The organism is Streptomyces endophyticus, from assembly GCF_035798155.1.
Taxonomy (GTDB): Bacteria; Actinomycetota; Actinomycetes; order Streptomycetales; family Streptomycetaceae; genus Streptomyces; species Streptomyces endophyticus.
Genome location: NZ_JAOZYC010000149.1, coordinates 1 through 24,235 on the forward strand (window position 1 = coordinate 1; position 24,235 = coordinate 24,235).

Sequence of the window (24,235 nt, forward strand, 5' to 3'; positions counted from 1 at the left end):
GGCGGGACCCGCGGGCGCGGTGGCGGCGGGCTCCTCCGACTTCGCCTTCGGGGCCGTCGCGGCGGCGGCCGCCTTGCGTACGTTCGTCAGGGCGCCGCGCATCTTCTCCGCGGCCTCTTCGCGCCTGGCCGCGACACCGGCCGCGGCCGAGGCGGCAGCGGCCCTGGCGGCAGCCGCCCTGGCCGCCGAAGCGCCCTTCTCCTTGGGCTCCTTGCGCTTCTTCGGCGCGGGAACGGGCGGCAGCGGCACCACCTTCGTGGCCTCGACCGGCTCCGGCTCGGGGGCCGGCTTCGGCTCCGGGGCGTGGATGACGTCGTTGAGCATCGACCGCGCCGCCGCGTCGTCGAGCCGGTGGTCGGGGTCCTTCTCCAGCAACCCGTAGATCACGGGCTCCAGCGGCCCGGCGTTCTTCGGCGGGTCCACCGGCTCGGTCATCACGGCGGTCAGCGTCGCGATCGCCGACCCCTTGTCGTACGGCGGTACGCCCTCCACGGCCGCGTACAGCAGACCGCCGAGCGACCACATGTCGGCGGCGGGGCCGGGCTTGTGGCCGCGGGCGCGCTCCGGCGAGATGTACGAGGGGGCGCCGACCAGCATGCCGGTGGAGGTGATCGACGGGTCGCCCTCGACCTGCGCGATGCCGAAGTCGGTGAGGACGACCCGGCCGTCCTCGGAGATCAGCACGTTGGACGGCTTCACGTCGCGGTGCAGGATGCCCTCGGCGTGCGCGGCGCGCAGCACGTCGAGCACGGCGAGCCCGACCTCGGCGGCCCGCCGGGGTCCGAGCAGCCCGTCCTCGCGGATGGCCTCGGCGAGGGACATGCCCTCGACCAGCTCCATGACGATCCACGGCCGGTCGTCCTCGTCGACCACGTCGAAGACCGTCACCGCGCCGTTGTTGCGGATCCGCGCGATCGCCTTCGCCTCACGCAACGTACGCGTGATCAGGCGGCGCTTCTCGTCCTCGTCGATGGCGTTCGGGAAGCGCAGCTCCTTCACCGCCACCGTGCGCCCGAGCGTCTCGTCCTTGGCCCGCCACACTGTGCCCATGCCGCCACGGCCGAGCACGTCGCCGAGCCGGTACCGGCCGGCGAGCAGCCGGCCCTCCGGGTCCTTCACGGAAGCCCCCTGAGAGTCCCGACCGGTGGAATCCTGACGAGTGCCCTTGTCTTCACGGGCCTCGCCCGCCCGCTCCGCCTCCGACATGCGTCCCCTCTAGCAACCCGCCCTGACAGAGCCTTCATTGTCCCATCACCGGACCACCACTCCGCGCGCCGGGTCACCCCCACCCGACACGCACAAGAACGTCCCACAATGATGGCCCTCGCCGCCGAAAGGGACCGTCGTTGCCCGTACTCCGGACACTCCTGGCCATACCGCTGACCTTGGCCGTGCTGTGCCTGACCCAGAACAGCGTGCCGGGCCCGACGGCACCCGCGGACGACACTCTTCCGCTGCTCGTGACGCGAGGCAAGGCCCCGTCGGCCGCGCTCCTGGCAACCGTCGGCTCCACCGGCCACTTCACCACCACCAGCCCCAGTCTCACACCCGCCGATCATGTGCGTGCGGGCAGCATCACCAAGACTTTCATCGCGACGGTGGTACTCCAACTCGCCGCGGAACACCGCCTGAAACTCTCCGCACGCGTCACCGCCTACCTCCCCTCCCTCACGGGCACCCGCAGGCTCACCGTCCGCTCGCTGCTCACGCAGACCAGCGGCCTCTACGACTTCACGACCGCCACCCGCGGCCATGTCCCGCTGAGCCCGAAGGCGGTGGCGGCGCTCTCCCTGTCCGAGCCCCGGACGACACGGCGCGGCACCTGGTCGTACTCCAACACCAACTACGTACTCCTGGGCATGATCATCCATCAGGTCACGGGCCACTCCTACGCCACGGAGGCCCGCCGCCGCATCATCGACCCGCTCCGCCTCACCGGCACCACGTTCCCCGGCACCCGCACCACGGTCCCGAGCCCGCACGGCCCCGACGCGGTCCGCCTCGACCCACGCACGGCGGGGGCGTCCGGCGAGCTGATCTCCACACTCCCCGACCTGAACCGCTTCTACGCCGCACTCCTGGAAGGCCACCTGCTCCCACCGAAGGCCCTCCGCACGATGCTCAACACCCGCCCCGCAAACGGCCATTACGGCATGGGCCTCTACCCGGAGAAACTCCCCTGCGGCACCACGGTCTGGGGCCACAACGGCCGCATCGCCCATACCTACGTCCGCGCGGCGGCAACAAAAGACGGCTCACAGGTCGTCACCTACCGCACGACAAACGCAACTTTGTCGGGCAGCGGGGCCTCCGAGCGCCGGATACTCACGTCCGAGTTCTGCGACTAAAGCCCCGCCGGCGATTGAGGCGCGGGGCCCGGGACAGAGCCCCGCGACCGCAACCCCGGCGCCCCCGCACCACACCCGGCCCCACCGGAGGTCAAAGCGGAACGATGTCCGGCGCCCCCAACCTCGCCGCATCCGCCGTCAGGTCATCCGGCTGCCGCTGCGACTCCCGCTCCGCCTCCACCCGCTTCTCATAGTGCTCGACCTCGCGCTCCACCTGATCCTTGTCCCACCCAAGAACAGGCGCCATCAACTCCGCCGCCTCCCGCGCGCACCGCACCCCCCGGTCGAAGGTCTCGATGGAGATCCGGGTGCGCCGCGTCAGCACGTCGTCGAGGTGCCGCGCCCCTTCGTGCGCGGCCGCGTAGACGACCTCCGCCCGCAGATAGTCATCGGCACCGGTGAGGGGCGCGCCCAACCCCGGGTCGGAGGAGACCAGTTCGAGGACCTCCTCGGCGAGCGCCCCGAACCGGTTCAGCAGGTGCTCGACGCGCACCACGTGCAGTCCGGTGCGCGCCGCGATCCGCGCCCGCGCGTTCCACAGCGCCCGGTACCCCTCGGCGCCCACCAGCGGCACCTCCTCGGTCACGCACTCGGCGACCCGCTGGTCGAGCCCGTGCACGGCCTCGTCGACGGCGTCCTTGGCCATGACCCGGTACGTCGTGTACTTGCCGCCCGCCACGACGACGAGGCCCGGCGCGGGGTGCGCGACGGTGTGCTCGCGTGACAGCTTGCTGGTGGCGTCGGACTCCCCGGCGAGCAGCGGCCGCAGCCCCGCGTAGACGCCCTGCACGTCATCACGCGAAAGCGGGACGCCGAGCACGGAGTTGACGTGTTCGAGCAGGTAGTCGATATCGGCGCTGGACGCCGCCGGATGCGCCTTGTCCAGGTCCCATTCGGTGTCGGTGGTCCCGACGATCCAGTGCCGCCCCCACGGAATGACGAACAGCACGCTCTTCTCGGTACGGAGGATGAGCCCGGTCGTCGAGTTGATCCGGTCCTTCGGGACCACCAGGTGGATGCCCTTGGACGCCCGCACGTGGAACTGCCCGCGCTCGCCGACCATGGCCTGCGTGTCGTCGGTCCACACGCCCGTCGCGTTCACGACCTGCTTGGCGCGGATCTCGTACTCACCGCCGCCCTCGACGTCCTCCACCCGCGCGCCGACAACCCGCTCGCCCTCCCGCAGGAACCCGGTGACCCGCGCGCGGTTGGCGGCCTTGGCGCCGTACATGGCGGCGGTCCGCACCAGGGTCGCCACATACCGGGCGTCGTCCATCTGCGCGTCGTAGTACTGCAGCGCGCCGACCAGCGCGTCCTTCTTCAGGCAGGGGGCGACCCGCAACGCGTGCTTGCGCGACAGGTGCCGGTGCATCGGGAGGCCGCGCCCGTGCCCGCGCGCCATCGACATCGCGTCGTACAGCGCGACGCCCGATCCGGCGTACACCCGCTCCCACGCCTTGTGCTGCAGCGGATACAGGAAGGGCACCGGCTTCACGAGGTGCGGCGCGAGCCTCTCAAGGAGCAGTCCGCGCTCCTTCAGCGCCTCGCGGACGAGCGCGAAGTCCAGCATCTCCAGATACCTGAGCCCGCCGTGGATCAGCTTGCTGGAACGGCTCGACGTGCCGGAGGCCCAGTCCCGCGCCTCGACGATCCCGGTGGACAGGCCGCGGGTGACCGCGTCGAGCGCCGTGCCCGCGCCGACCACTCCGGCGCCCACCACGAGAATGTCCAGCTCGCGCTCGGCCATGGCCGCCAAGGCCTCCGCACGCTGCTCGGGTCCCAGTGTCGCTGCCTTCACTGCTGCCTCCCGCTGTCGTCGGCGTGGCTCACGCGTGTGGTGTGCCCGGCCTCATGCACCTCGAAGCACGCATCGCGCTCTTCCTACATGCCCCGATTCTTCACCCACTGACCGGTTCGGGCCACCAGCGGGCGTGCGCCTGTGGACAACCTGCGGAGACTCGCGGCGCAACACTCGCAAATCCATCGCTATGCAATGCCGCATATCGGTCATATTTACTCCTAGTCTGACAGGGCGCTCGCTCATCCTGTCCACAGGGCTTGCGCCCTCGTCCCGCTCCGGTTAATGACCGGTCCGCTCCTCGGGAAAGGACGGCAACCGCCATGCCCGCAGACCTCGCCGTCATCGGCCTCGGCCACCTCGGCCTGCCCCTCGCGCAGACCGCCGTTGCGGCCGGGATCGCGACCATCGGCCACGATCCGGCCCGTGCCCGGGATCTCGCGGCGGGCCGGCTGCCCGGCGGCGGCGACGCGGCGGCCCTGACCGCCGCCGACCTCCGCCGCATGCTCTCCGCGGGCTTCCGCCCCACGGCCAACCCCGCCGAACTCGCCCGCGTCCGCACCGCCGTGATCTGCGCCCCGACCCCGCAGGGCCCGGACGGGGCGCCGATGCTCACCCCGGTCGTCGAGGCGACCCGCACCCTCGCCGCCCGGCTCCGTCCGCACACCACGGTGATCATCGAGTCGCCCGTGCCGCCGGGCACCACGCAGACGCTCCTCCTCCCCGTCCTCGAAGAGGGCTCGGGCCTGCGCGCGGGACGCGACTTCCACCTCGCCCACGCCCCCGGCCGCGTCGACCCCGGCAACCGTCTACACCCCTACACGTCGACCCCCAAGGTGATCGGCGGCCACACCCCCGCCTGCACCGAGTCGGCGGCCACCTTCTACGGCCGCCTCACCGACAAGGTGGTACGCGCGCGTGGTCCGCGGGAAGCGGAGACCGTCCACCTCCTGGAGACCAACTACCGGCACGTCAACATCGCCCTGGTCAACGAAATGGCGGTGCTCTGCCACGAGTTGGGCGTGGACCTGTGGGACGTCATCCGCTGCGCGGAAACCAAGCCCTTCGGCTTCCAGGCCTTCCGCCCGGGCCCCGGCGTCGGCGGCCACGCCCTCGCCCAGGACCTCACGGGCCCGCACCTGCCCACCCGCCCCCTGCGCATGGTCGAACTGGCCCGCCAGGTCAACCACCACATGCCGTCGTACGTGGTCCAGCGCGCGGCCACGCTCCTCAACGAGCACGGCAAATCGGCCCGCGGCGCCCGCGTCCTGCTCCTCGGCGTCACCTACAAGCCCGACCTCGCCGACCAACAGGCCGCCCCCGCCGAGGAGATCGCCACCCGCCTCATGCAACTCGGCGCCGCCGTCAGCTACCACGACCCGTACGTCCCGTCCTGGAACGTCCTGGACCGCCCGGTCCCGCGCGCCGACTCCCTCTACGAGGCGGCGGCCGACGCCGACCTGACGATCCTGCTGCAACAGCACCGCACGTACGACCTCCAGGGCCTGTCCGTAAAGGCCCAACTCCTCCTGGACACAAGGGGAGCGACTCCGGCGGGGGCCGCACACCGCCTCTGACTGCTAATGTGCGGCCACTCTGAGCACACCAGTGCCAGGGCTCACATCCCGGGGGGACCGCATGACCCAGCCGCCTCACATACCCGACGGCAACCCGTACGCCAAGCAGCCGCAGCAGCCGCCACAGCAGCCCCAGTACGGCTACCCGCAGCAGCAGCCGTACGCCCCGTTCCCCCAGCAGCAGGGCATGCAAGGCATGCAGGGCGGCTTCCACCCCGTGCCGCCGCCCGCCCCCGCGCGCGGCAACGCAGGGCTCGGCATCCTCGCCGGCTTCGTGGCGATGCTGGTCATCGCAGGCGCCTACGGCGGCCTCGTCGGCGCGATCGAGCGCGAGATCGGCTACGCGGCCGTGGCCGTCGGTGTCGTGGTCGGCTTCGTGGCGGGCAAGGTCGGCGGCAACAACCCGGTGGTCCTCGTCGTCAGCCCGATCCTGTCGCTGGTGGGCGTCTACCTCGGTCAGCTGCTCGGCGAGTCCGTCATCGGCTCGAAGGTGCTGCCGTTCTCCGTGCCCGAACTGCTCTTCCAGCACTTCGACTGGGTCCACGAGGCCTGGAAGACGGACTCGGACGCCATGACCTTCCTCTTCTTCGCCCTCGCCGCCATCGCCTCCTTCGGCGCAACAAAACGAGCCTCCGCCTAGGGCCGCGGGCAACTGATCTGTTTGGGGGCGCGGGGAACTGCGCAAAAAAGCGGGTGGGCCCCACCTCTCCAGTGGGGCCCACCCGATTCCCGCTACGGCACAGCGCCAGCGCTACCGCTTGTGCGTGGCGTCCGCGACCGTGACCTCGACCCGCTGGAACTCCTTGAGCTCGCTGTAGCCGGTCGTCGCCATGGCCCGCTTCAGCGCGCCGAAGAAGTTCATCGACCCGTCGGGCGTGTGCGAGGGGCCGGTCAGGACCTCCTCGGTCGTACCGACCGTGCCGAGGTCGACCTTCTTGCCGCGCGGCACGTCCTCGTGGACGGCCTCCATGCCCCAGTGGTGACCGCGGCCGGGCGCGTCCGTGGCGCGCGCGAGCGGCGAGCCCATCATCACGGAGTCGGCGCCGCAGGCGATGGCCTTGGGCAGGTCGCCGGACCAGCCCACGCCACCGTCGGCGATGACGTGCACGTAGCGGCCACCGGACTCGTCCATGTAGTCGCGGCGCGCGGCGGCGACATCGGCCACCGCGGTGGCCATCGGCACCTGGATACCGAGCACATTGCGCGTCGTGTGGGCGGCGCCGCCACCGAAGCCGACGAGCACACCCGCCGCGCCGGTCCGCATGAGGTGCAGCGCGGCCGTGTACGTGGCGCAGCCGCCCACGATGACCGGGACATCCAGCTCGTAGATGAACTGCTTCAGGTTCAGCGGCTCGGCGGCACCGGAGACGTGCTCGGCGGAGACCGTGGTCCCGCGGATCACGAAGATGTCCACGCCCGCGTCCACGACCGCCTTGGAGAACTCGGCGGTGCGCTGCGGGGAGAGCGCGGCGGCGGTGACGACACCGGAGTCGCGCACCTCCTTGATGCGCTGCCCGATCAGGTCGGCCTGGATGGGCGCGGAGTAGATCTCCTGGAGGCGGCGGGTCGCGGCCTCGGGCGTCAGCTCGGCGATCTCGTCGAGCAGCGGCTGCGGGTCCTCGTAACGGGTCCACAGGCCCTCGAGGTTCAGCACGCCGAGCCCGCCCAGCTCACCGATGCGGATCGCGGTCGCCGGCGAGACGACGGAGTCCATGGGCGCGGCCAGGAACGGCAGCTCGAAGCGGTAGGCATCGATCTGCCATGCGATCGAGACCTCCTTCGGGTCGCGGGTGCGCCGGCTCGGAACGACGGCGATGTCGTCGAAGGCGTACGCGCGGCGGCCGCGCTTGCCGCGCCCGATCTCGATCTCAGTCACGTTGGGGGGCGCCTTTCACATCTGGGTCCCACTTGGGCCTTGCCTGTCCAGTATCCCTGACACACACGTGTGGGGCGGCCCCGGTGATCCCGAGGCCGCCCCACCACGCCTGACCTGCTGTTACTTATTGCGGCTGTAGTTCGGCGCCTCGACCGTCATCTGGATGTCGTGCGGGTGGCTCTCCTTGAGGCCCGCCGAGGTGATCCGGACGAACTTGCCGTTGGACTGCAGCTCCGGAACCGTGCGCCCGCCGACGTAGAACATCGACTGGCGAAGGCCGCCGGTGAGCTGGTGCACGACGGCCGACAGCGGGCCGCGGTAGGGCACCTGGCCCTCGATGCCCTCGGGCACGAGCTTCTCGTCGGAGGCGACGCCCTCCTGGAAGTACCGGTCCTTGGAGAAGGACTTCTGGTCACCACGCGTCTGCATGGCACCGAGCGAGCCCATGCCGCGGTACGACTTGAACTGCTTGCCGTTGATGAAGAGCAGCTCGCCCGGCGACTCCTCGCAGCCCGCGAGCAGCGAGCCGAGCATCACGGTGTCGGCGCCGGCGACGAGCGCCTTGGCGATGTCACCGGAGTACTGCAGACCGCCGTCGCCGATGACCGGGACACCGGCCTCCCTGGCGGCGAGCGACGCCTCGTAAATGGCGGTGACCTGCGGGACACCGATACCGGCGACCACGCGCGTGGTGCAGATCGAGCCCGGTCCGACACCGACCTTGATGCCGTCCACGCCGGAGTCGATGAGCGCCTTGGCGCCGTCACGGGTGGCGATGTTGCCGCCGATGACGTCGACACCGCCGGAGTTGGACTTGATCTTGGCGACCATGTCACCGACGAGCCGCGAGTGGCCGTGCGCGGTGTCGACGACGATGAAGTCGGCGCCCGCCTCGATCAGCGCCTGCGCGCGCTCGTAGGAGTCACCGGCGACGCCGACCGCGGCACCGACGAGCAGCCGGCCCTCGGAGTCCTTCGCGGCGCTCGGGTACTGCTCGGCCTTCTTGAAGTCCTTGACCGTGATGAGGCCCTTGAGGGTGCCCGCGTCGTCGACCAGCGGAAGCTTCTCGATCTTGTGGCGGCGCAGCAGCTCCATGGCGTCGACGCCGGAGATGCCGACCTTGCCCGTGACGAGCGGCATCGGTGTCATGACCTCGCGGACCTGACGGCTGCGGTCGTTCTCGAAGGCGATGTCGCGGTTGGTGACGATGCCGAGCAGCTTGCCCGCCGGGTCGGTCACCGGGACACCGGAGATGCGGAACTTGGCACAGATCGCGTCGGCCTCGGCGAGCGTCGCGTCCGGGTGCACCGTGATCGGGTCGGTGACCATGCCGGACTCGGAGCGCTTCACGAGGTCCACCTGGTTCGCCTGGTCGGCGATCGACAGGTTGCGGTGCAGGACACCCACGCCACCCTGACGCGCCATGGCGATCGCCATGCGGGACTCGGTGACCTTGTCCATCGCGGCGGACAGCAGCGGGATGTTCACCCGCACGTTCTTCGAGACGTACGAGGCGGTGTCGATCTGGTCGGGCGCCATGTCCGACGAGCCCGGCAGCAGCAGTACGTCGTCGTAGGTCAGCCCGAGTGTCGCGAATTTCTCGGGCACTCCGTCGACGTTTGCAGTCATGACACCTTCCCCAAATGGCCTTGATCGGTGCGGATGTCCATGCTAACGGCCCGCAAGGGCGTCTCATTCCACGATCAAGATCATCGGCATTCTTTGGACGTTCACACGTGCGTCGCCGAGGCTCTGCGCTACTGCTCGGCGAGCGCCCGCAGCCGACTCAGCGCCCGGTGCTGCGCGACGCGCACGGCGCCGGGTGACATGCCCAACATCTGCCCGGTCTCCTCGGCGGTGAGCCCGACGGCGATGCGCAGCAGGAGCAGCTCCCGCTGGTTCTGCGGAAGGTTGGCGAGCAGCTTCTTCGCCCACGCGGCGTCGCTGTTCAACAGCGCCCGCTCCTCCGGACCGAGGGAGTCGTCCGGCCGCTCCGGCATCTCGTCGGACGGCACGGCCGTGGATCCGGGCCCGCGCATGGCCGCCCGCTGGAGATCGGCGACCTTGTGCGCGGCGATGGCGAAGACGAACGCCTCGAAGGGCCGCCCGGTGTCCTTGTAGCGCGGCAGCGCGAGCAGCACCGCGACGCAGACCTCCTGGGCGAGATCCTCCACGAAGTGCCGCGCGTCGCCCGGAAGCCGGGAAAGACGCGTGCGGCAGTAACGGATCGCGAGGGGATGGACATGCGCGAGCAGATCGTGCGTGGCCTGCTCGTCGCCGTCCACGGCGCGGCCGACGAGCGTACCGATGACCCCCTGGGGAGTCGCTGCCTCGTCGTCACGCATCGGTCCATGGTGCCCCGACACCTTCCGGTCCGTGACACCGTGCCCGTAGTTGTGCACCGAAGCGTTATGAGCAGGTGCGCCGGAACTCATCTCCTGCGCCCTCCCCTCTCGCTGACCCTGCTCGCCCGACTCGTCCCCGAGGAACTCCACACCCCCAAGGATGCGGCATCGCGCGCGAAGCGTCGAAAAGTCGCTGCGCGACGGGCCGGAGCGGCGTCCCTCACGGCCGGTCCACCGCGCCCCGGAGGGCGCGGGGGTGTGCCGATCAGCGGCTCGTCAGCGAACCAGACCCCAGCGGAAGCCGAGCGCCACGGCGTGCGCACGGTCCGAGGCGCCGAGCTTCTTGAACAGGCGACGCGCGTGCGTCTTGACCGTGTCCTCGGAGAGGAACAGCTCACGCCCGATCTCGGCATTGGACCGTCCGTGACTCATGCCCTCGAGCACCTGGATCTCGCGCGCGGTGAGCGTGGGGGCGGCCCCCATCTCGGCCGAGCGCAGTCTGCGCGGGGCGAGCCGCCAGGTCGGGTCGGCGAGCGCCTGCGTCACCGTGGCCCGCAGCTCGGCGCGCGAGGCGTCCTTGTGCAGATACCCGCGGGCGCCGGCGGCGACCGCGAGGGCCACGCCGTCCAGATCCTCGGCCACGGTGAGCATGATGATGCGCGCACCGGGATCGGCGGAGAGCAGCCGCCGCACTGTCTCGACGCCGCCCAGACCGGGCATGCGTACGTCCATCAAAATCAGGTCCGAGCGGTCGGCGCCCCAGCGGCGGAGTACTTCCTCGCCGTTGGCCGCGGTCGTCACGCGCTCGACGCCGGGCACGGTCGCGACCGCGCGGCGCAGCGCCTCTCGGGCAAGCGGGGAGTCGTCGCAGACGAGGACGGATGTCATGACCGTCCTCCGCAGCTGATGCGCGTCACCTTGAGCCTCCAGGCTGTGTACGAATCGTCACCTGTGCGGTCGACACTCAACAAGGCAATCGGACACCTGCCCGAGCGCTTGTTCATTCAACCGCCTCCGCACTTCTCAACGACGGTCACTCGAAAGAGTTACGGGTCGGACGACCTCCTTCGGCACTCTACGTGAGGGCGCGAACACGGTGCGGACAGCGCGACATACCCACAACGTTTCATCACAAGCTATGCCCCATTTGGAAGGTTTTCCTTCCTTTTACTGGTGTCTGTAGCTAGATTCGCAATGAGTCATATTTTCATCTCCTTAGACAGTAGATGTACGGTCATGGGCACCGTATCCGCGTCTGAACGGCTACAAGGGGACACAGCAATGGCAGATTTCTCCCGCCTTCCCGGACCGAACGCCGATCTGTGGGACTGGCAGCTCCTCGCGGCCTGCCGCGGGGTGGACAGCTCGCTCTTCTTCCACCCGGAGGGCGAACGCGGGGCGGCACGCAGCGCCCGCGAGAACTCGGCCAAGGAGGTCTGCATGAGGTGCCCGGTGCGCGCGGAGTGCGCTGCTCACGCCCTACAGGTGCGCGAGCCGTACGGCGTGTGGGGCGGCCTCACAGAGGATGAGCGCGAAGAGCTGATGGGGCGGGCCCGCAATCGGCTCGTCACGGCGTCGGCCCCGAGTGGAGGACAGGCCGCCACGAGCGGCGCACACAACTGAAGGAACGTTTCTGCACGCATCTGAACGACCTGCGGGGGCCGGCGCGCCGAGCCGCGCCCGCCTCCGCGTTCAGCGTGTCGCGGCCTTCGCGAGGTGGTCGAGGGTCGCGCCGACCGCGGGCACCTGGGCCAGATCGGGCAGGGTGAGTGCGACGATCTCGCGGCGCACGGCGGGCTCGACGGTTACTGTGCGTGCACCCTTGGGGCGAACAGACTCGATGGCCAGTTCGGGGAGGACCGCCACGCCGAGCCCGGCACTCACGAGCCCGACCACCGCCGGATAGTCGTCCGTCGCGAAGTCGATGCGCGGCGCGAACCCCGCGCCCCTGCACACCTCGACCAGCTGGCGGCGGCAGCGCGGGCAGCCCGCGATCCACGGCTCGTCCGCGAACGCGTCGATGGTGACCGAGCCGGCTCCGGCCAGCGCGTGTCCCTCGGGGACGAGGCCCACGAGCCGGTCCGCGAACAGCGTCCGCACGACGAGGTCGTCCCAGTCCTCGCCGGCGTGCGCCCCCTCGTACCGGAACGCGAGCGCGACGTCGCAGTCTCCTTCGCGCAGCATCTCCACGGAGCGGGGCGGCTCGGCCTCGACCAACGACACGCGCGTACCGGGGTGCTCGGCGCGCAGGGCGGCGAGGGCGGTGGGGACGAGCGTCGAGCTGCCGCTCGGGAACGAGACCAGCCGGACCCGACCGGCCCGCAGGCCCGCGATCGCGGCGATCTCCTCCTCGGCGGCGGTGAGCCCGGCGAGGATGCCCGACGCGTGCCGCACGAGGGCCTCGCCGGCCTGCGTCAGGCGCATCTCGCGGCCGGTGCGGATGAGCAGCGGGGTGCCGGCCGAGGACTCCAGGGCCTTCATCTGCTGGCTCACGGCGGGCTGGGTGCAGCCCAGCTCGCGGGCCGCCGCGGAGAAGGAGCCGGTGGCGGCGACGGCGCGCAGGACACGGAGATGACGGGCCTCGATCACCCCTCAAGCATAAGCGACTCTTAGGGAGAGTGCCGAATAATGCGTGGCGGCTTTGGGTGCCGGTCCCGTAGCGTTCCGCGCATGAAGCTTCTGTCGCTGAATCTGGGGCGGCCCGAGCCCGCCGAGTACACGGACCAGCCCGAGGGCGTCACGGGCATCGACAAGCGACCGGTCACAGGACCCGTGCGGGTATCGGCGCCCGGCACCAAGGGGACCGGCGCGAGCGGGCTCGCCGGGGACGCGGTGTGCGACCTGCGGCACCACGGCGGGGACCACCAGGCCGTGTACGCGTACGCGCGTGAGGACCTGGACGCGTGGAGCAAGGAGCTGGGCCGTTCGCTGCCCAGCGGCACGTTTGGCGAGAACCTCACGACGGAGGGGGTCGACGTATCGGGCGCGCGGATCGGCGAGCGCTGGCGCGTCGGCCCCGAAGTCCTCCTGGAGGTCACCTCGGGTCGCATCCCGTGCCGGACGTTCCAGGGGCACCTGGGCGAGCGGGGCTGGGTCAAGCGGTTCACGCAGGAGGGGACGCCGGGGGCGTATCTCCGGGTGATCGAACCGGGCGAGATCCGGGCGGGCGATCCCATCGAGATCGTGCACCGGCCGGACCACGAGGTGACGGTGGCGCTTCAGTTCCGGGCGGTGACGACGGAGCGGACGTTGCTGCCGCGGCTGCTGGCCGCCGGGGACGCGTTGCATCCCGAGGCGCGGCGCTCCGCGCGGGAGTACGTGGAGAAGTACGGCTCGTAGTGGCTCCCGGGCCGACCCCCGGGAAAACCCTTGCTGGGTATGAGGGTTGAGGTCGGGGACGGTTCGGGGGCCGTCCCCGATGTGGGGCCCCACGGGTCGGCGGGACGCTCGGTGCATGACCTCGAAACCCCGCAAGTCCCGCCTGAAGCGCGTCCTCGTCGTGCTCGGCTCGGTCGTTGCCGTCCTCGCCCTCGCGATCGGCGGCGGAGCCCTGTGGCTGTGGAGCGGAGCGAAGGTGAGCACCGCGGGCACGGGCGAGTTCCGCAACAAGCTGTCCGTGCCGCCGCTCGCCGCGTCGCACGTCGACGAGAAGACCGGGCGCCGCGTCTTCGACCTGCGGATGCAGAGCGGGGAGACGGAGTTCAGGCCCGGACAGAAGACACCGACCTGGGGCTTCGACGGCAGCTATCTCGGGCCGACGCTGCGCGCGAAGCGCGGCGAGAAGGTCGAGGTGCGGATCCGCAACGGGCTCGACGAGGCGTCCACCGTGCACTGGCACGGCATGCATCTGCCCGCCCGGATGGACGGCGGCCCGCACCAGATGGTCGCGCCGGGCAAGAACTGGGCACCGCACTGGACCGTCGACCAGCCCGCCGCCACCCTCTGGTACCACCCGCATCCGCACGGGGAGACCGAGCAGCATGTACGGCGCGGCCTGGCCGGGATGTTCCTGGTCGACGACGACCGGAGCGAAAGGCTCGCACTGCCGAAGCGGTACGGGGTCGACGATCTACCGGTGATCGTGCAGGACGTGCGGTTCGACGGGGCCGAGCTCGACTCCGGGCACAAGATGATGCAGGACGTGGGCTTCCTCGGTGACCGCACGATGGTCAACGGCACCCTCGACCCGTACAAGATCGTGCACGACGAGCGCGTACGGCTGCGGCTGCTGAACGCCTCGACCGCGCGGACGTACGACTTCGGCTTCACCGACGGGCAGAAGTTCGCGCTCGTCGGGACGGACGGCGGGCTGCTCGACCGTCCTGCCACGATGGACCGGATCCAGCTGTCGCCGGGCGAGCGGGCCGAGGTCGTCGTACGGATGAAGCCCGGGGAGCGGAGCGTGCTGCGCAGCTATCCGCAGGACAATTACGGGAGTTCCTGGCATCGCCGGTTCAGCGGCGGGGACGACACGTTCGACGTGCTGCAGCTGCGGGCAGCGGACCGGCTGCGCCCCTCCCCCGCCGTCCCGTCCCGGCTGGGCGAGTTGGAGCTCCCCGCTCCCGGGAACGCCGTGCGCGCACGGCACTTCGACCTGAAGATAAGCGGGATCAACGGGCGCAAGATGGCGATGGGCCGCGTCGACGAGACGGTCACCCGGGGCACCACCGAGGTGTGGACGGTGCGCAACGGCAACGGGATGCCGCACAACTTCCATATCCACGACGTGCAGTTCAGGGTGGTGTCGGTGAACGGGGAGCGGCCGCCCGCCCAGTTGCGCGGTCGCAAGGACACGGTGTTCATACCGAGCGGCACGACGATGAAGCTGGCGCTGCGGTTCGACGGCGGCCCCGAGTTCGCCGACCCGCGGACCCCTTACATGTTCCACTGCCATCTGCTCTCCCACGAGGACCAGGGCATGATGGGCCAGTTCGTGGTGGTCGACAAGGGGCAGCGGGCGGCCGCGAAGGACCCCGGTGATCACGAGCACCACTGAACCGTCATTAACCTTGGCGTATGACTACCGCCCTGATCACCGGATCCACCGCGGGCATCGGCGCCGCTTTCGCACGGCAGCTCGCCGCCGACGGACACAACCTGGTGCTCGTCGCGCGCGACACCAAGCGGCTGCACGAGCAGGCGACAGAACTGCACGACCGGCACGGCATCGAGGCCGAGGTGCTCACCGCCGACCTGGCCACGGACGACGGAATCGCGGCGGTCGAGGCGCGGCTGACGGACCGTAGGGCGGCGGTCGACCTGCTCGTGAACAACGCGGGGTTCGGCAACAAGGGGCACTACCTGGAAGTCCCGATGGCCGACGAGCTGACGATGCTGAAGGTGCACTGCGAGGCGGTGCTGCGGCTGACGTCGGCGGCCACGGGGGCGATGCGCGAGCGGGGCCGCGGCGGTGTCGTGAACGTGGCGTCGGTGGCGGCCTTCGTGCCCCGCGGCACGTACGGCGCCTCGAAGGCGTGGGTCGTGCAGTTCACGCAGGGCGCGGCGAAGGACCTCGCGGGCAGCGGGGTGCGGCTGATGGCGCTGTGCCCCGGCTTCGTCCGTACGGAGTTCCACGAGCGCGCCGGCATGGGCACGGGCAACATCCCGAAGTGGATGTGGCTCGACGCGGACAAGTTGGTGGCGGCGGCGCTCGCGGACCTCGCCCGCGGCAAGTCCCTGTCGATCCCGGACCCCCGGTACAAGGCTCTGATGGGCGTGGTGAAGGTGACGCCGCGAGCCATCCTGGGCGGCATCACGTCCCGGACGGGCCGCAAGTACGGCCCCCAGTAACGGTCGTCCGTCCCCACGCCACGGGGCTCCGCCCCGGACCCCGCTGCTCAATCGCCGCAGGGGCTTGATTTACCGGCACCGCCCGATGCCCCACCGCCTTGGGCAATCTGCCGCCTTGGGCGGCAGGGTGGGCAAGGCGGCCCCCGGTGCAGCGCACCCATCACGACCGGCGCCGATCACGGAAAAGGCCGAGGCCCGGCTCCCGTGTCGTACGGGGGCCGGGCCTCGGTCGGGTCAAGCGGAGCGCAGCGGGTCAGTGCGAGTGACCGTGCCCGTGGCCACCGGCCTCGGGCTCCTCGTCGGCCGGCTTCTCGACGACCAGGGTCTCGGTCGTGAGCAGCAGGGACGCGATGGAGGCGGCGTTCTCCAGGGCGGAGCGCGTGACCTTGACCGGGTCGATGACGCCGGCCTTGACCAGGTCGACGTACTCTCCGGTCGCGGCGTTGTAGCCGTGGCCCTTGTCGAGCTCCTTGACCTTGGAGACGATCACGTAGCCCTCCTGGCCGGCGTTCTCGCCGATCCAGCGGAGCGGCTCGACGACGGCGCGGCGGACCACGGCGACACCGGTGGCCTCGTCGCCGACCTTGCCGAGCGAGTCGTCGAGGACCTTGGAGGCGTGCACCAGAGCGGAGCCACCACCGGAGACGATGCCCTCCTCGACCGCGGCGCGGGTCGCGGAGATGGCGTCCTCCAGACGGTGCTTCTTCTCCTTGAGCTCGACCTCGGTGGCCGCGCCGACGCGGATGACGCAGACGCCGCCGGCCAGCTTGGCCAGGCGCTCCTGCAGCTTCTCGCGGTCCCAGTCCGAGTCCGTGTTCTCGATCTCGGCCTTGATCTGGTTGACGCGGCCCTTGACGTCGTCGGACTTGCCGGCGCCGTCGACGATGGTCGTGTCGTCCTTGGTGATGGTCACGCGGCGCGCGGAACCGAGCACCTCGAGACCGGCCTGGTCGAGCTTGAGGCCGACCTCCTCGGCGATGACGGTGGCACCGGTGAGGGTGGCCATGTCCTGCAGCATCGCCTTGCGGCGGTCACCGAAGCCGGGGGCCTTCACGGCGACGGCGTTGAACGTGCCGCGGATCTTGTTCACGACCAGGGTCGACAGGGCCTCGCCCTCGACGTCCTCGGCGATGATCAGGAGCGGCTTGGAGCCACCGTTCTGGATGACCTTCTCCAGGAGCGGGAGCATGTCCTGGATCGAGCCGATCTTGCCCTGGTGGATCAGGATGTACGGGTCGTCGAGGACGGCCTCCATACGCTCCTGGTCGGTGACGAAGTACGGGGACAGGTAGCCCTTGTCGAAGGCCATGCCCTCGGTGAACTCAAGGTCCAGACCGAAGGTGTTGGACTCCTCGACGGTGATGACACCGTCCTTGCCGACCTTGTCCATCGCCTCGGCGATGAGCTCGCCGACCTGGTTGTCCTGGGCGGACAGACCGGCGACGGCCGCGATGTCGGACTTGTCGTCGATCGGGCGGGCGGTCGCGAGGAGATCCTCGGACACGGCCTTGACCGCGGCGTCGATGCCCTTCTTCAGGGCGGCCGGGGAGGCGCCGGCGGCAACGTTGCGCAGGCCTTCCTTGACCAGGGCCTGGGCGAGCACGGTGGCGGTGGTCGTACCGTCACCCGCGATGTCGTTGGTCTTGGTCGCCACCTCCTTCACCAGCTGCGCGCCGAGGTTCTCGTACGGGTCCTCGACCTCGACCTCACGGGCGATCGTGACGCCGTCGTTGGTGATGGTGGGAGCGCCGAACTTCTTGTCGATGACGACGTTGCGGCCCTTGGGGCCGATCGTCACCTTGACCGTGTCGGCAAGCTTGTTGACGCCGCGCTCGAGGGCGCGACGGGCGTCCTCGTCGAACTTCAGGATCTTCGCCATAGGAGCGGTTCAGCCCTCTCGAAAACTCGGGTTTAACGAACTGCGCCCCTCGCCGCCCGGCAATCAGCAGCGGGGTGACCAGGGGCGCAACTCAAAAGCAAAACTGGTGAAGCAGGTGAATTACTTCTCGACGATCGCGAGCACGTCGCGAGCCGAGAGGACGAGGTACTCGTCGCCGTTGTACTTCACCTCGGTGCCGCCGTACTTGCTGTACAGCACGACGTCGCCGACCTTGACGTCGAGCGGAAGGCGCTCGCCGTTCTCGAAGCGGCCCGGGCCCACGGCGAGGACAGCACCCTCCTGGGGCTTCTCCTTCGCGGTGTCCGGAATGACCAGGCCGGAGGCCGTGGTCTGCTCGGCATCGAGCGGCTGGACCACAATGCGGTCCTCGAGCGGCTTAATGGCAACCTTGGAGCTGGTGGTCGTCACGATCCGGTCTCCCCCTTCGGAGATCTACGGGGTTAACAGTCTGGGGTGGCGACCAGGTGGATCCGTCGTCGCGGGTGCCGGACCTGCCCGTCGCTGTTGGCACTCTCCACTGGTGAGTGCCAGAGCCGAGACTATGACTGCGATTAGCACTCGGTCAAGCGGACTGCTAATCGCCTCTCACAGATAGTCCTCCAGAGCAGCCACCTCGTACCCCTCGGCCTCGATGCGGCGCAGGAGATCCGGGGTCGTCCCCGCCCGGGCCCCGAGGATGTCGCCGGGCCGCAGCCGCCCCTCCGGCTCGCGCCACAGGACGATCGCGTCGACGCCGCACTCGGCCGCCGCCTGGAGCGTGTTCGCGTCGTACGCGCCCCGGGGCGGGTGGAACAGGCGCGGGGCCGCGCCGAAGCGGGCCTCGACGCGGTCGCGCTGGCCGCAGATCTCGGCGTGCTGCTCCACGTACCCGAGGCCCGGCAGGAGGGCACGCGTGAGGGTGCGGTTCTGCACGTGGGCGCCCAGGGCGCTCAGTTCGCCGAGGCGGCCCGCGCCCGCGCCCGCGAGGAACAGCGAGACCGGGAGGCGCCGGTCGCGGACCAGGTCGCGGAACCGGGGATCGAGCCCGGCCCCGTCCTCGTACGCGAGGAAGACCACCTTGTCGCGGGTGGCGACGCGGGAGACGACCGGCGGGACCGCCGCCTCCGCGCCCGCCGCCGGCCGCCGGGGCGGGGCGGCCTCCCGCGCGCACCCGGCGAGCAGGGCGGCGGCCAGGGCGCAGCCGAGCAGCCGTGCCCACTGCCCGCGCTGTGTCACAGGTAGTCCTCCAGGCGCGCCACCGAGTAGCCCCTGTCGGTGAGGTACTTCATGAGGTTCCGGATCATGTCGGGCATCGCGCCGTTCCAGTCCTTGCGGCCCCTGAAGTGCGTGAGCAGGATGTCGCCCGGATGGATGCCGCGGTCCCACTCGCGGTAGTCCATGCGGTCCACGAACGCCTCGGCGTTCCAGATCGGGGCGTACTCGATGCCGCAGGCCTTGGCCGCGCGCAGGGTGTCCTGGTTGTAGTCGCCGAAGGGCGGGCGGAAGAGCGTGGGCCGCTTGCCGTACTTCTTCTCGATGACGTCCTGCATCCCGCAGATCTCCCGCTTCTGCCGCACGTACGAAAGGCCGGGCAGGAACGGGTGGTGGAGCGTGTGGTTGTTGAGGGTGACGCCGCGGGCCTGCATCTCCTTGAAGTAGCCGTACTCCGGCCTGACCTCGGCGTCGGTCAGGAAGGCCGTGTACGGGATCCGCAGCTCGCTCATCATCTTCAGGAACCGCGGGTCCTTCTCGGCCCCGTCGTCGATGGTGAGGAAGACGACCTTGTCCTTGGTCGGGACCGTCGTGAACACGGGCGGCAGGCCGAGTTCCTTCTGGCCGTCGACCTCGAAGCCCGCCCGCGCCTCGATGACCGGCTTCCTCGCCGGAGGGCGCGGGGCGGTGAGCGGCACGTCGGCGAGGCCCCAGCGCTTGCTCGCCGCGACGAGCGCGGCCCGCTGGGTGCGCAGCTTCGTCGCGTACGAGTCGAGGGCCCGGGCGGGGGCGGCCTGGAGGCCCTTCCGCGCCTGTTGGCCGGGGGCCGGTCTCACCTGCTCGGCGTCGCCGCCGGCCGCGCATCCTGTGGCGAGGGCGGAGGCGGCGAGCAGCCCGCCCAGGAGGCGGACACCACGTCTCCTTCTGACCAACTTTCTGACGCTTTCTTCGTTTTGTCGTACTAGTTGCATGGCGCCGGATCCTGGCAGCTCATGGGCCCGTTCCGGAGCCGACACCGCCGCCTGGCGCGCACCGTCGCCCGCCTGGCCCACAATGGGCCGGGTGAGTTCCTCCCTTTCGCCCGCCGCCTTCTCATCCCTCCTGGCCCCCGAGGGCCTGGCCCTGCTCGACGAACTCCGCGATCACGATCCGGCCCAGGAGCTCGCGCTCGCCACGAAGCTGCGCCGCGACCACCCGGCCGAGCTCGTCTCGGCCGCGCTCGCCCAGGCGCGGCTGCGGCAGCGGGCGGTGGCGAAGTTCGGGGCCGAGGACGCGGCCCGGATGTACTTCACGGCGAACGGGGTCGAGCAGGCGACGCGGACGAGCGTGGCGGCGTACCGGGCCGGCGCCTTCGAACGGCTCGGCGTGCGCTCCGTGGCCGACCTGTGCTGCGGCATCGGCGGCGACGCGATCGCGCTCGCCCGCGCGGGGATCCGGGTCCTTGCCGTCGACCGGGACCCGCTGACGTGCGCGGTGGCGCGGGCGAACGCCGAGGCGCTCGGTCTCGCCGGGCTCATCGAGGTGCGCGAGGCGGACGTCACCGAGGTGGACACGTCCGCGTACGACGCCGTGTTCGTGGATCCGGCGCGGCGTGGCGGCCGGGGCCGCATCTTCGACCCCGAGGCCTACTCCCCTCCGCTGTCCTGGGCCGTTTCCGCCGCGCTCAAGGCGCCGCGCGCCGCGCTGAAGATCGCCCCCGGCATCCCGCACGAGGCGATCCCCGCGGAGGCCGACGCCGAGTGGATCTCGGACGGGGGCGATGTGAAGGAGGCCGTGCTGTGGTTCGGGACCGCACCCGGGCGGATGCGGGCGACGCTGCTGCCGGGGCCGCGGGCGCTGGTGAGCAAGGGGCTTCCCGATCCCGAAGTGCGGCCTGTCGGGCGGTACTTGTACGAGCCCGATGGCGCCGTCATCCGGGCGCACCTGGTCGCCGAGGTGGCCGAGGAGGTCGGCGGCGGTCTCATCGACGAGACGATCGCGTACGTGACGGCCGACGAGCTGCATCCCACGTCCTACGCCGCGGCGTACGAGATCACCGACCAACTCCCGTTCAACGTGAAGAAGTTGAAGGCGTTGCTGCGGCAGCGGGAGGTCGGTGTGCTGACGGTGAAGAAGCGGGGGTCGGCGGTCGAGCCGGAGGAGTTGCGGCGGAAGGTGATGCCGAAGCCCTTCGGGAAGCGGGCGGTGACGGTGATTCTGACCCGGGTGGCGGGTGCGCCCACGATGCTTGTCGGCGCCCCGGTGAGTTGACGCCTCGGGGCTCCGCCCCGGACCCCGCTGCTCAATCGCCGCAGGGGCTTGATGTGCCCACCCGCCTTGGGCGATCTGCCGCCTTGGGCGGCAGGGTGGGCAAGGCGGCCCCCGGTGCCGCGCACCGACACGACAGGCCGGGGCCCCGGGGAGGCTGAGCATGCCGTTCGACCACAACGACCACTACCACCCGCTGCTGCTGCGCCAGTTGCCCGTCGGCCGGAGGCGGCCGGGGGTGGGCCCCGCTACCGTGTCGCCGACGTCGCACGGGCCAGACGCTCACCCGCTTCCGCGAAGCGCTCGCGCCCGGTGGCAGGCTGCTCGTGCTCGGTTGCTACGACGGTGTGACGCCGTGGGACCTGGTCGCGTCCCCGGCGAACGCGGTGGCGCGGCTCGCCGTGTACGCGGGTGAGCGCGCCCGCGGCGCCGGCGCTCCCCCGCCGGAGCCGCCGGTGCGGCAGCCGGAGATGCGGCTTGCGGAGATCCGCCGGGAGGCGGCGCGGCTGCTGCCCGGCAGCGAGGTGCGTCAACTGCTGTTCTGGCGCTACCTGTTGACGTACACCGCGGACCGCTAGGCAGGACCTAGGCGGCCTCGAACCGCCACCGGTGGACCGTACGGGTCACCAACTCGTCGCCTGGTTCCGGGAGTTCGGGCAGCTTCGCGTCGTACTCCGCGTCCCACCACGTAATGACGAGGACCCGGTCCTGCGGGGCGCGGAACGTCTCGCGGCGTTCCGGCTCCCGCTCCAGGACCCGCGCCTTCGCCCAGGCCAGCAACTCCTCGCCGCGCCCCTCGACGGCGCGGGCCTCCCACATCAGCGCGACGGTCATGAGTACAGGTTCTCCTTGCTGACCTCGTGCACGTGGTCGTGATCGTGCCCCCCGTGGTGGCCGGGAACGTGCGGCTCCGTCACCGGGAGCGAGGAGTCCGCGGACAGGTCCCACGACGAGGGCAGCCGGTTCCGCGCCACCATCTCCGCGCCGAGCGCGGCGACCATCGCGCCGTTGTCCGTGCACAGCTTGGGGCGCGGCACCCGCAGCCGGATCCCGGCCCGCTCGCACCGCTCCTCGGCGAGGGCGCGCAGCCGCGAGTTGGCGGCGACGCCACCGCCGATCATGAGGTGGTCGACGCCCTGGTCCTTGCAGGCCCGCACGGCCTTGCGCGTCAGCACGTCCACCACGGCCTCCTGGAAGGACGCCGACACGTCGCGCACCGGCACGTCCTCGCCCGCCGCCCGCTTGGCCTCGATCCAGCGGGCCACGGCGGTCTTCAGGCCGGAGAAGGAGAAGTCGTACGCGGGGTCGCGCGGCCCGGTGAGCCCGCGCGGGAAGGCGATCGCGTTCGGGTCGCCCTCCTTCGCGTACCGGTCGATGACGGGCCCGCCCGGGAAGCCGAGGTTCAGCACCCGGGCGATCTTGTCGAAGGCCTCGCCGGCGGCGTCGTCGATGGTGGCGCCGAGGGGACGCACGTCGGACGTGATGTCGGTGGAGAGGAGGAGCGACGAGTGCCCGCCCGACACCAGCAGCGCCATCGTCGGCTCGGGCAGCGTGCCGTGCTCCAGCTGGTCGACGCAGATGTGCGAGGCGAGGTGGTTGACGCCGTAGAGCGGCTTGTCGAGCGCGTACGCGTACGCCTTGGCGGCCGACACCCCGACCAAGAGGGCGCCCGCGAGGCCAGGACCGGCGGTGACGGAGATGCCGTCGAGGTCCTTCGCCGTGACGCCCGCGTCCTTCAGGGCGCGCTGGATCGTGGGGACCATCGCCTCCAGGTGCGCGCGGGAGGCGACCTCGGGGACGACGCCGCCGAAGCGGGCGTGTTCGTCGACGCTGGAGGCGACGGCGTCGGCGAGCAGGGTGGTGCCGCGGACGATGCCGACGCCGGTCTCGTCGCAGGAGGTCTCGATGCCGAGGACGAGCGGTTCGTCAGCCATGGTTCTTCTCTTCACTCACGGTATGGGTGTCCAGGCGCATCACGAGCGCATCTACGTTGCCGGGCTGGTAGTAGCCGCGCCGGAAGCCGATCGGCTCGAAGCCGAAGCGCTCGTACAGCTTCTGCGCCCGCGTGTTGTCGACGCGCACTTCGAGCATCACCTGGTCGACCTCGAAGGCGGTGGCGTGCCGCAGGAGTTCGGTGAGCAGCCGGGCGCCGAGCCCGGTGCCCCAGTGGTCGCGGGCGGCGGCGATGGTCTGGATGTCGGCGCCCTCGGCGGAGCCGCCGTCGGACTCGGTGCCGGAGATGGCGACGCCCCCGTACCCGACGAGCTTCTCGCCCTCGTACGCGACCACGTAGCGCCGCGTGGAACCGACGCCGCGGGCGTGCGCGAGCTCGGACCAGAACATGCCGCGCGACCAGGCGTCGTCCGGGAAGAGGTCCTTCTCCAGGGCGAGCACGGGATCGATGTCCCACCAGCGCATCTCGCGCAGCGATACGTCCACGGCTGTCACTTGGGGGTGACCACCTTGTAGTTCTTGGGGACCTGCGCGTCGGGGCGGCGCAGGTAGAGGGGGCGCGGTTCGAGGAGTTCCTCGCCCGCGGCCAGCTTCTCGGCGGCGAGCGCTGCGAGGGCGGCGGCCGACACGTTCTCGGGCCCGCGCGCGTCCAGGAAGGTGTCCGGGTAGAGCCGCGCCCCGGCGCCGATGGCGGGCAGGCCCTCCACGAGGGAGGCGATGTCCGCGGGCCGGTCGACGGCGGCCTCGGTGACCCGGGTCCGCGCGTCCTCGTAGCGCGCCCAGTACACCTCCTTGCGCCGCGCGTCGGTGGCGACGACGAAGGGCCCCGCCCCGTCCAAGGCGTCCCGCGCCTCGTACGCGAGGGCGTCGAGCGTGCACACGCCGTGCACCGGCACGCCGAGCGCGAGCCCGAACGTGTCGGCGGTCATCAGGCCGACACGCAGGCCGGTGTACGGTCCCGGGCCCACGCCCACGACGATCCCGGTGACGGCGTCGAGCCGCAGGCCGGCCTCGGTGAGCACCCGGTCGACGGCGGGCAGCAGCAGTTCCCCGTGTCTACGAGCGTCCACCTGACTCGACTCGGCTACGACGGAGGTCCCGTCGTGCAGGGCGACGGTGACGGCGGGGGTGGCGGTATCCAGCGCGAGCAACAGCACGCGAACAGCCTACGACCACCGGAAGGCGGACACGTCCGTACTTCCCGCAAGGC

The 24,235-nt window shown here is 70.8% G+C and carries 24 protein-coding genes; 9 read left to right on the plus strand and 15 right to left on the minus strand.

Going from position 1 to position 24,235, the window contains the following annotated elements:
• On the minus strand, window positions 1–1,206 hold a 1,206-nt coding region (locus OKJ99_RS28850), incomplete at its 3' end, for a serine/threonine-protein kinase (RefSeq protein WP_326020765.1).
• Window positions 1,207–1,346: 140 nt separating this feature from the next.
• Here OKJ99_RS28850 and OKJ99_RS28855 point away from each other — a divergent pair.
• A complete protein-coding gene (locus OKJ99_RS28855; RefSeq protein ID WP_326020767.1) occupies window positions 1,347–2,348 on the plus strand; it encodes a serine hydrolase domain-containing protein in 1,002 nt (333 codons plus the stop codon).
• 91 nt (window positions 2,349–2,439) lie between these two features.
• On the opposite strand, the gene OKJ99_RS28860 is transcribed toward OKJ99_RS28855, so the two are convergent.
• On the minus strand, window positions 2,440–4,146 hold the full coding sequence (locus OKJ99_RS28860) for a glycerol-3-phosphate dehydrogenase/oxidase (RefSeq protein ID WP_326020769.1): 1,707 nt from the start codon (window positions 4,144–4,146) through the stop codon (window positions 2,440–2,442).
• 323 nt (window positions 4,147–4,469) lie between these two features.
• On the opposite strand from OKJ99_RS28860, the gene OKJ99_RS28865 reads away from it, so the two are divergent.
• Window positions 4,470–5,723 carry a nucleotide sugar dehydrogenase gene (locus tag OKJ99_RS28865; protein WP_326020771.1) on the plus strand — a complete coding sequence of 418 codons (1,254 nt, stop codon included), beginning with the start codon at window positions 4,470–4,472 and terminating at the stop codon, window positions 5,721–5,723.
• Between the two features lie 61 nt (window positions 5,724–5,784).
• Entirely contained in the window at window positions 5,785–6,363 is a 579-nt protein-coding gene (locus OKJ99_RS28870; RefSeq protein ID WP_326020773.1) for a hypothetical protein, read from the plus strand.
• A 111-nt stretch (window positions 6,364–6,474) separates the two neighbouring features.
• Here OKJ99_RS28870 and OKJ99_RS28875 read toward each other — a convergent pair whose 3' ends face one another.
• The 4 genes from OKJ99_RS28875 to OKJ99_RS28890 form a co-directional block, all read right to left on the minus strand.
• Window positions 6,475–7,599 (minus strand): GuaB3 family IMP dehydrogenase-related protein, encoded by a 1,125-nt coding sequence (locus tag OKJ99_RS28875; protein WP_326020775.1) that lies wholly within the window; start codon window positions 7,597–7,599, stop codon window positions 6,475–6,477.
• A 120-nt stretch (window positions 7,600–7,719) separates the two neighbouring features.
• A complete protein-coding gene (gene guaB / locus OKJ99_RS28880; RefSeq protein ID WP_326020777.1) occupies window positions 7,720–9,228 on the minus strand; it encodes an IMP dehydrogenase in 1,509 nt (502 codons plus the stop codon).
• 128 nt (window positions 9,229–9,356) lie between these two features.
• Window positions 9,357–9,944, minus strand: a complete 588-nt coding sequence (locus tag OKJ99_RS28885) for a sigma-70 family RNA polymerase sigma factor (protein WP_266713169.1) — start codon at window positions 9,942–9,944, stop codon at window positions 9,357–9,359.
• 276 nt (window positions 9,945–10,220) lie between these two features.
• Window positions 10,221–10,832 (minus strand): response regulator transcription factor, encoded by a 612-nt coding sequence (locus OKJ99_RS28890; RefSeq protein ID WP_003948568.1) that lies wholly within the window; start codon window positions 10,830–10,832, stop codon window positions 10,221–10,223.
• Window positions 10,833–11,225: 393 nt separating this feature from the next.
• On the opposite strand from OKJ99_RS28890, the gene OKJ99_RS28895 reads away from it, so the two are divergent.
• On the plus strand, window positions 11,226–11,567 hold the full coding sequence (locus OKJ99_RS28895; RefSeq protein WP_266713167.1) for a WhiB family transcriptional regulator: 342 nt from the start codon (window positions 11,226–11,228) through the stop codon (window positions 11,565–11,567).
• A 69-nt stretch (window positions 11,568–11,636) separates the two neighbouring features.
• On the opposite strand, the gene OKJ99_RS28900 is transcribed toward OKJ99_RS28895, so the two are convergent.
• Window positions 11,637–12,533 (minus strand): LysR family transcriptional regulator, encoded by an 897-nt coding sequence (locus OKJ99_RS28900; RefSeq protein WP_326020782.1) that lies wholly within the window; start codon window positions 12,531–12,533, stop codon window positions 11,637–11,639.
• Between the two features lie 81 nt (window positions 12,534–12,614).
• Between OKJ99_RS28900 and OKJ99_RS28905 the strand changes: the two genes are divergently transcribed.
• The 3 genes from OKJ99_RS28905 (at window position 12,615) to OKJ99_RS28915 (ending at window position 15,734) form a co-directional block, all read left to right on the plus strand.
• Window positions 12,615–13,283 carry an MOSC domain-containing protein gene (locus tag OKJ99_RS28905; RefSeq protein WP_326020784.1) on the plus strand — a complete coding sequence of 223 codons (669 nt, stop codon included), beginning with the start codon at window positions 12,615–12,617 and terminating at the stop codon, window positions 13,281–13,283.
• 115 nt (window positions 13,284–13,398) lie between these two features.
• Window positions 13,399–14,940 carry a multicopper oxidase family protein gene (locus OKJ99_RS28910; protein ID WP_326020786.1) on the plus strand — a complete coding sequence of 514 codons (1,542 nt, stop codon included), beginning with the start codon at window positions 13,399–13,401 and terminating at the stop codon, window positions 14,938–14,940.
• A 20-nt stretch (window positions 14,941–14,960) separates the two neighbouring features.
• Entirely contained in the window at window positions 14,961–15,734 is a 774-nt protein-coding gene (locus tag OKJ99_RS28915) for an SDR family NAD(P)-dependent oxidoreductase (RefSeq protein WP_326020787.1), read from the plus strand.
• 253 nt (window positions 15,735–15,987) lie between these two features.
• Here OKJ99_RS28915 and groL read toward each other — a convergent pair whose 3' ends face one another.
• The 4 genes from groL to OKJ99_RS28935 form a co-directional block, all read right to left on the minus strand.
• Window positions 15,988–17,613, minus strand: coding sequence for a chaperonin GroEL (gene groL, locus OKJ99_RS28920; protein WP_326020788.1), 1,626 nt, complete (start codon window positions 17,611–17,613; stop codon window positions 15,988–15,990).
• A gap of 120 nt (window positions 17,614–17,733) precedes the next feature.
• A complete protein-coding gene (groES, locus tag OKJ99_RS28925) occupies window positions 17,734–18,042 on the minus strand; it encodes a co-chaperone GroES (protein ID WP_018528412.1) in 309 nt (102 codons plus the stop codon).
• Window positions 18,043–18,219: 177 nt separating this feature from the next.
• Window positions 18,220–18,849, minus strand: coding sequence for a polysaccharide deacetylase family protein (locus OKJ99_RS28930; protein ID WP_326020791.1), 630 nt, complete (start codon window positions 18,847–18,849; stop codon window positions 18,220–18,222).
• Window positions 18,846–19,796, minus strand: coding sequence for a polysaccharide deacetylase family protein (locus OKJ99_RS28935; RefSeq protein WP_326020793.1), 951 nt, complete (start codon window positions 19,794–19,796; stop codon window positions 18,846–18,848). Before OKJ99_RS28935 ends, OKJ99_RS28930 begins: the two co-directional genes overlap by 4 nt.
• Before the next feature lie 82 nt (window positions 19,797–19,878).
• Between OKJ99_RS28935 and OKJ99_RS28940 the strand changes: the two genes are divergently transcribed.
• Window positions 19,879–21,075 (plus strand): THUMP-like domain-containing protein, encoded by a 1,197-nt coding sequence (locus tag OKJ99_RS28940; RefSeq protein ID WP_326021067.1) that lies wholly within the window; start codon window positions 19,879–19,881, stop codon window positions 21,073–21,075.
• A gap of 323 nt (window positions 21,076–21,398) precedes the next feature.
• Window positions 21,399–21,650: a hypothetical protein gene (locus tag OKJ99_RS28945; RefSeq protein ID WP_326020794.1), complete on the plus strand. Its 252-nt coding sequence runs from the start codon at window positions 21,399–21,401 to the stop codon at window positions 21,648–21,650.
• 7 nt (window positions 21,651–21,657) lie between these two features.
• On the opposite strand, the gene OKJ99_RS28950 is transcribed toward OKJ99_RS28945, so the two are convergent.
• Genes OKJ99_RS28950 through tsaB form a run of 4 tightly spaced genes read right to left on the minus strand, consistent with a single transcriptional unit; the run spans window position 21,658 to window position 24,182 of the window.
• On the minus strand, window positions 21,658–21,906 hold the full coding sequence (locus OKJ99_RS28950) for a hypothetical protein (RefSeq protein WP_326020796.1): 249 nt from the start codon (window positions 21,904–21,906) through the stop codon (window positions 21,658–21,660).
• Window positions 21,903–23,006, minus strand: a complete 1,104-nt coding sequence (gene tsaD, locus OKJ99_RS28955) for a tRNA (adenosine(37)-N6)-threonylcarbamoyltransferase complex transferase subunit TsaD (protein ID WP_326020798.1) — start codon at window positions 23,004–23,006, stop codon at window positions 21,903–21,905. The genes OKJ99_RS28950 and tsaD overlap by 4 nt, the downstream gene beginning before the upstream one ends.
• Window positions 22,999–23,490, minus strand: coding sequence for a ribosomal protein S18-alanine N-acetyltransferase (gene rimI / locus OKJ99_RS28960; protein ID WP_407700791.1), 492 nt, complete (start codon window positions 23,488–23,490; stop codon window positions 22,999–23,001). The genes tsaD and rimI overlap by 8 nt, the downstream gene beginning before the upstream one ends.
• Before the next feature lie 26 nt (window positions 23,491–23,516).
• Entirely contained in the window at window positions 23,517–24,182 is a 666-nt protein-coding gene (gene tsaB, locus OKJ99_RS28965) for a tRNA (adenosine(37)-N6)-threonylcarbamoyltransferase complex dimerization subunit type 1 TsaB (protein ID WP_326020802.1), read from the minus strand.
• Window positions 24,183–24,235 lie beyond the last annotated feature (53 nt).

Excerpts from the sequence above, each read along its gene's own strand:
- OKJ99_RS28865 (WP_326020771.1), top strand. The coding sequence starts at position 4,470 with ATGCCCGCAGACCTCGCCGTCATCGGCCTCGGCCACCTCGGCCTGCCC.
- OKJ99_RS28870 (WP_326020773.1), top strand. The coding sequence starts at position 5,785 with ATGACCCAGCCGCCTCACATACCCGACGGCAACCCGTACGCCAAGCAG.
- guaB (WP_326020777.1), bottom strand. The coding sequence starts at position 9,228 with ATGACTGCAAACGTCGACGGAGTGCCCGAGAAATTCGCGACACTCGGG.
- OKJ99_RS28885 (WP_266713169.1), bottom strand. The coding sequence starts at position 9,944 with ATGCGTGACGACGAGGCAGCGACTCCCCAGGGGGTCATCGGTACGCTC.
- OKJ99_RS28890 (WP_003948568.1), bottom strand. The coding sequence starts at position 10,832 with ATGACATCCGTCCTCGTCTGCGACGACTCCCCGCTTGCCCGAGAGGCG.
- OKJ99_RS28895 (WP_266713167.1), top strand. The coding sequence starts at position 11,226 with ATGGCAGATTTCTCCCGCCTTCCCGGACCGAACGCCGATCTGTGGGAC.
- OKJ99_RS28905 (WP_326020784.1), top strand. The coding sequence starts at position 12,615 with ATGAAGCTTCTGTCGCTGAATCTGGGGCGGCCCGAGCCCGCCGAGTAC.
- OKJ99_RS28910 (WP_326020786.1), top strand. The coding sequence starts at position 13,399 with ATGACCTCGAAACCCCGCAAGTCCCGCCTGAAGCGCGTCCTCGTCGTG.
- OKJ99_RS28915 (WP_326020787.1), top strand. The coding sequence starts at position 14,961 with ATGACTACCGCCCTGATCACCGGATCCACCGCGGGCATCGGCGCCGCT.
- groL (WP_326020788.1), bottom strand. The coding sequence starts at position 17,613 with ATGGCGAAGATCCTGAAGTTCGACGAGGACGCCCGTCGCGCCCTCGAG.
- OKJ99_RS28935 (WP_326020793.1), bottom strand. The coding sequence starts at position 19,796 with ATGCAACTAGTACGACAAAACGAAGAAAGCGTCAGAAAGTTGGTCAGA.
- OKJ99_RS28940 (WP_326021067.1), top strand. The coding sequence starts at position 19,879 with ATGGGCCGGGTGAGTTCCTCCCTTTCGCCCGCCGCCTTCTCATCCCTC.
- OKJ99_RS28950 (WP_326020796.1), bottom strand. The coding sequence starts at position 21,906 with ATGACCGTCGCGCTGATGTGGGAGGCCCGCGCCGTCGAGGGGCGCGGC.
- tsaD (WP_326020798.1), bottom strand. The coding sequence starts at position 23,006 with ATGGCTGACGAACCGCTCGTCCTCGGCATCGAGACCTCCTGCGACGAG.
- rimI (WP_407700791.1), bottom strand. The coding sequence starts at position 23,490 with ATGCGCTGGTGGGACATCGATCCCGTGCTCGCCCTGGAGAAGGACCTC.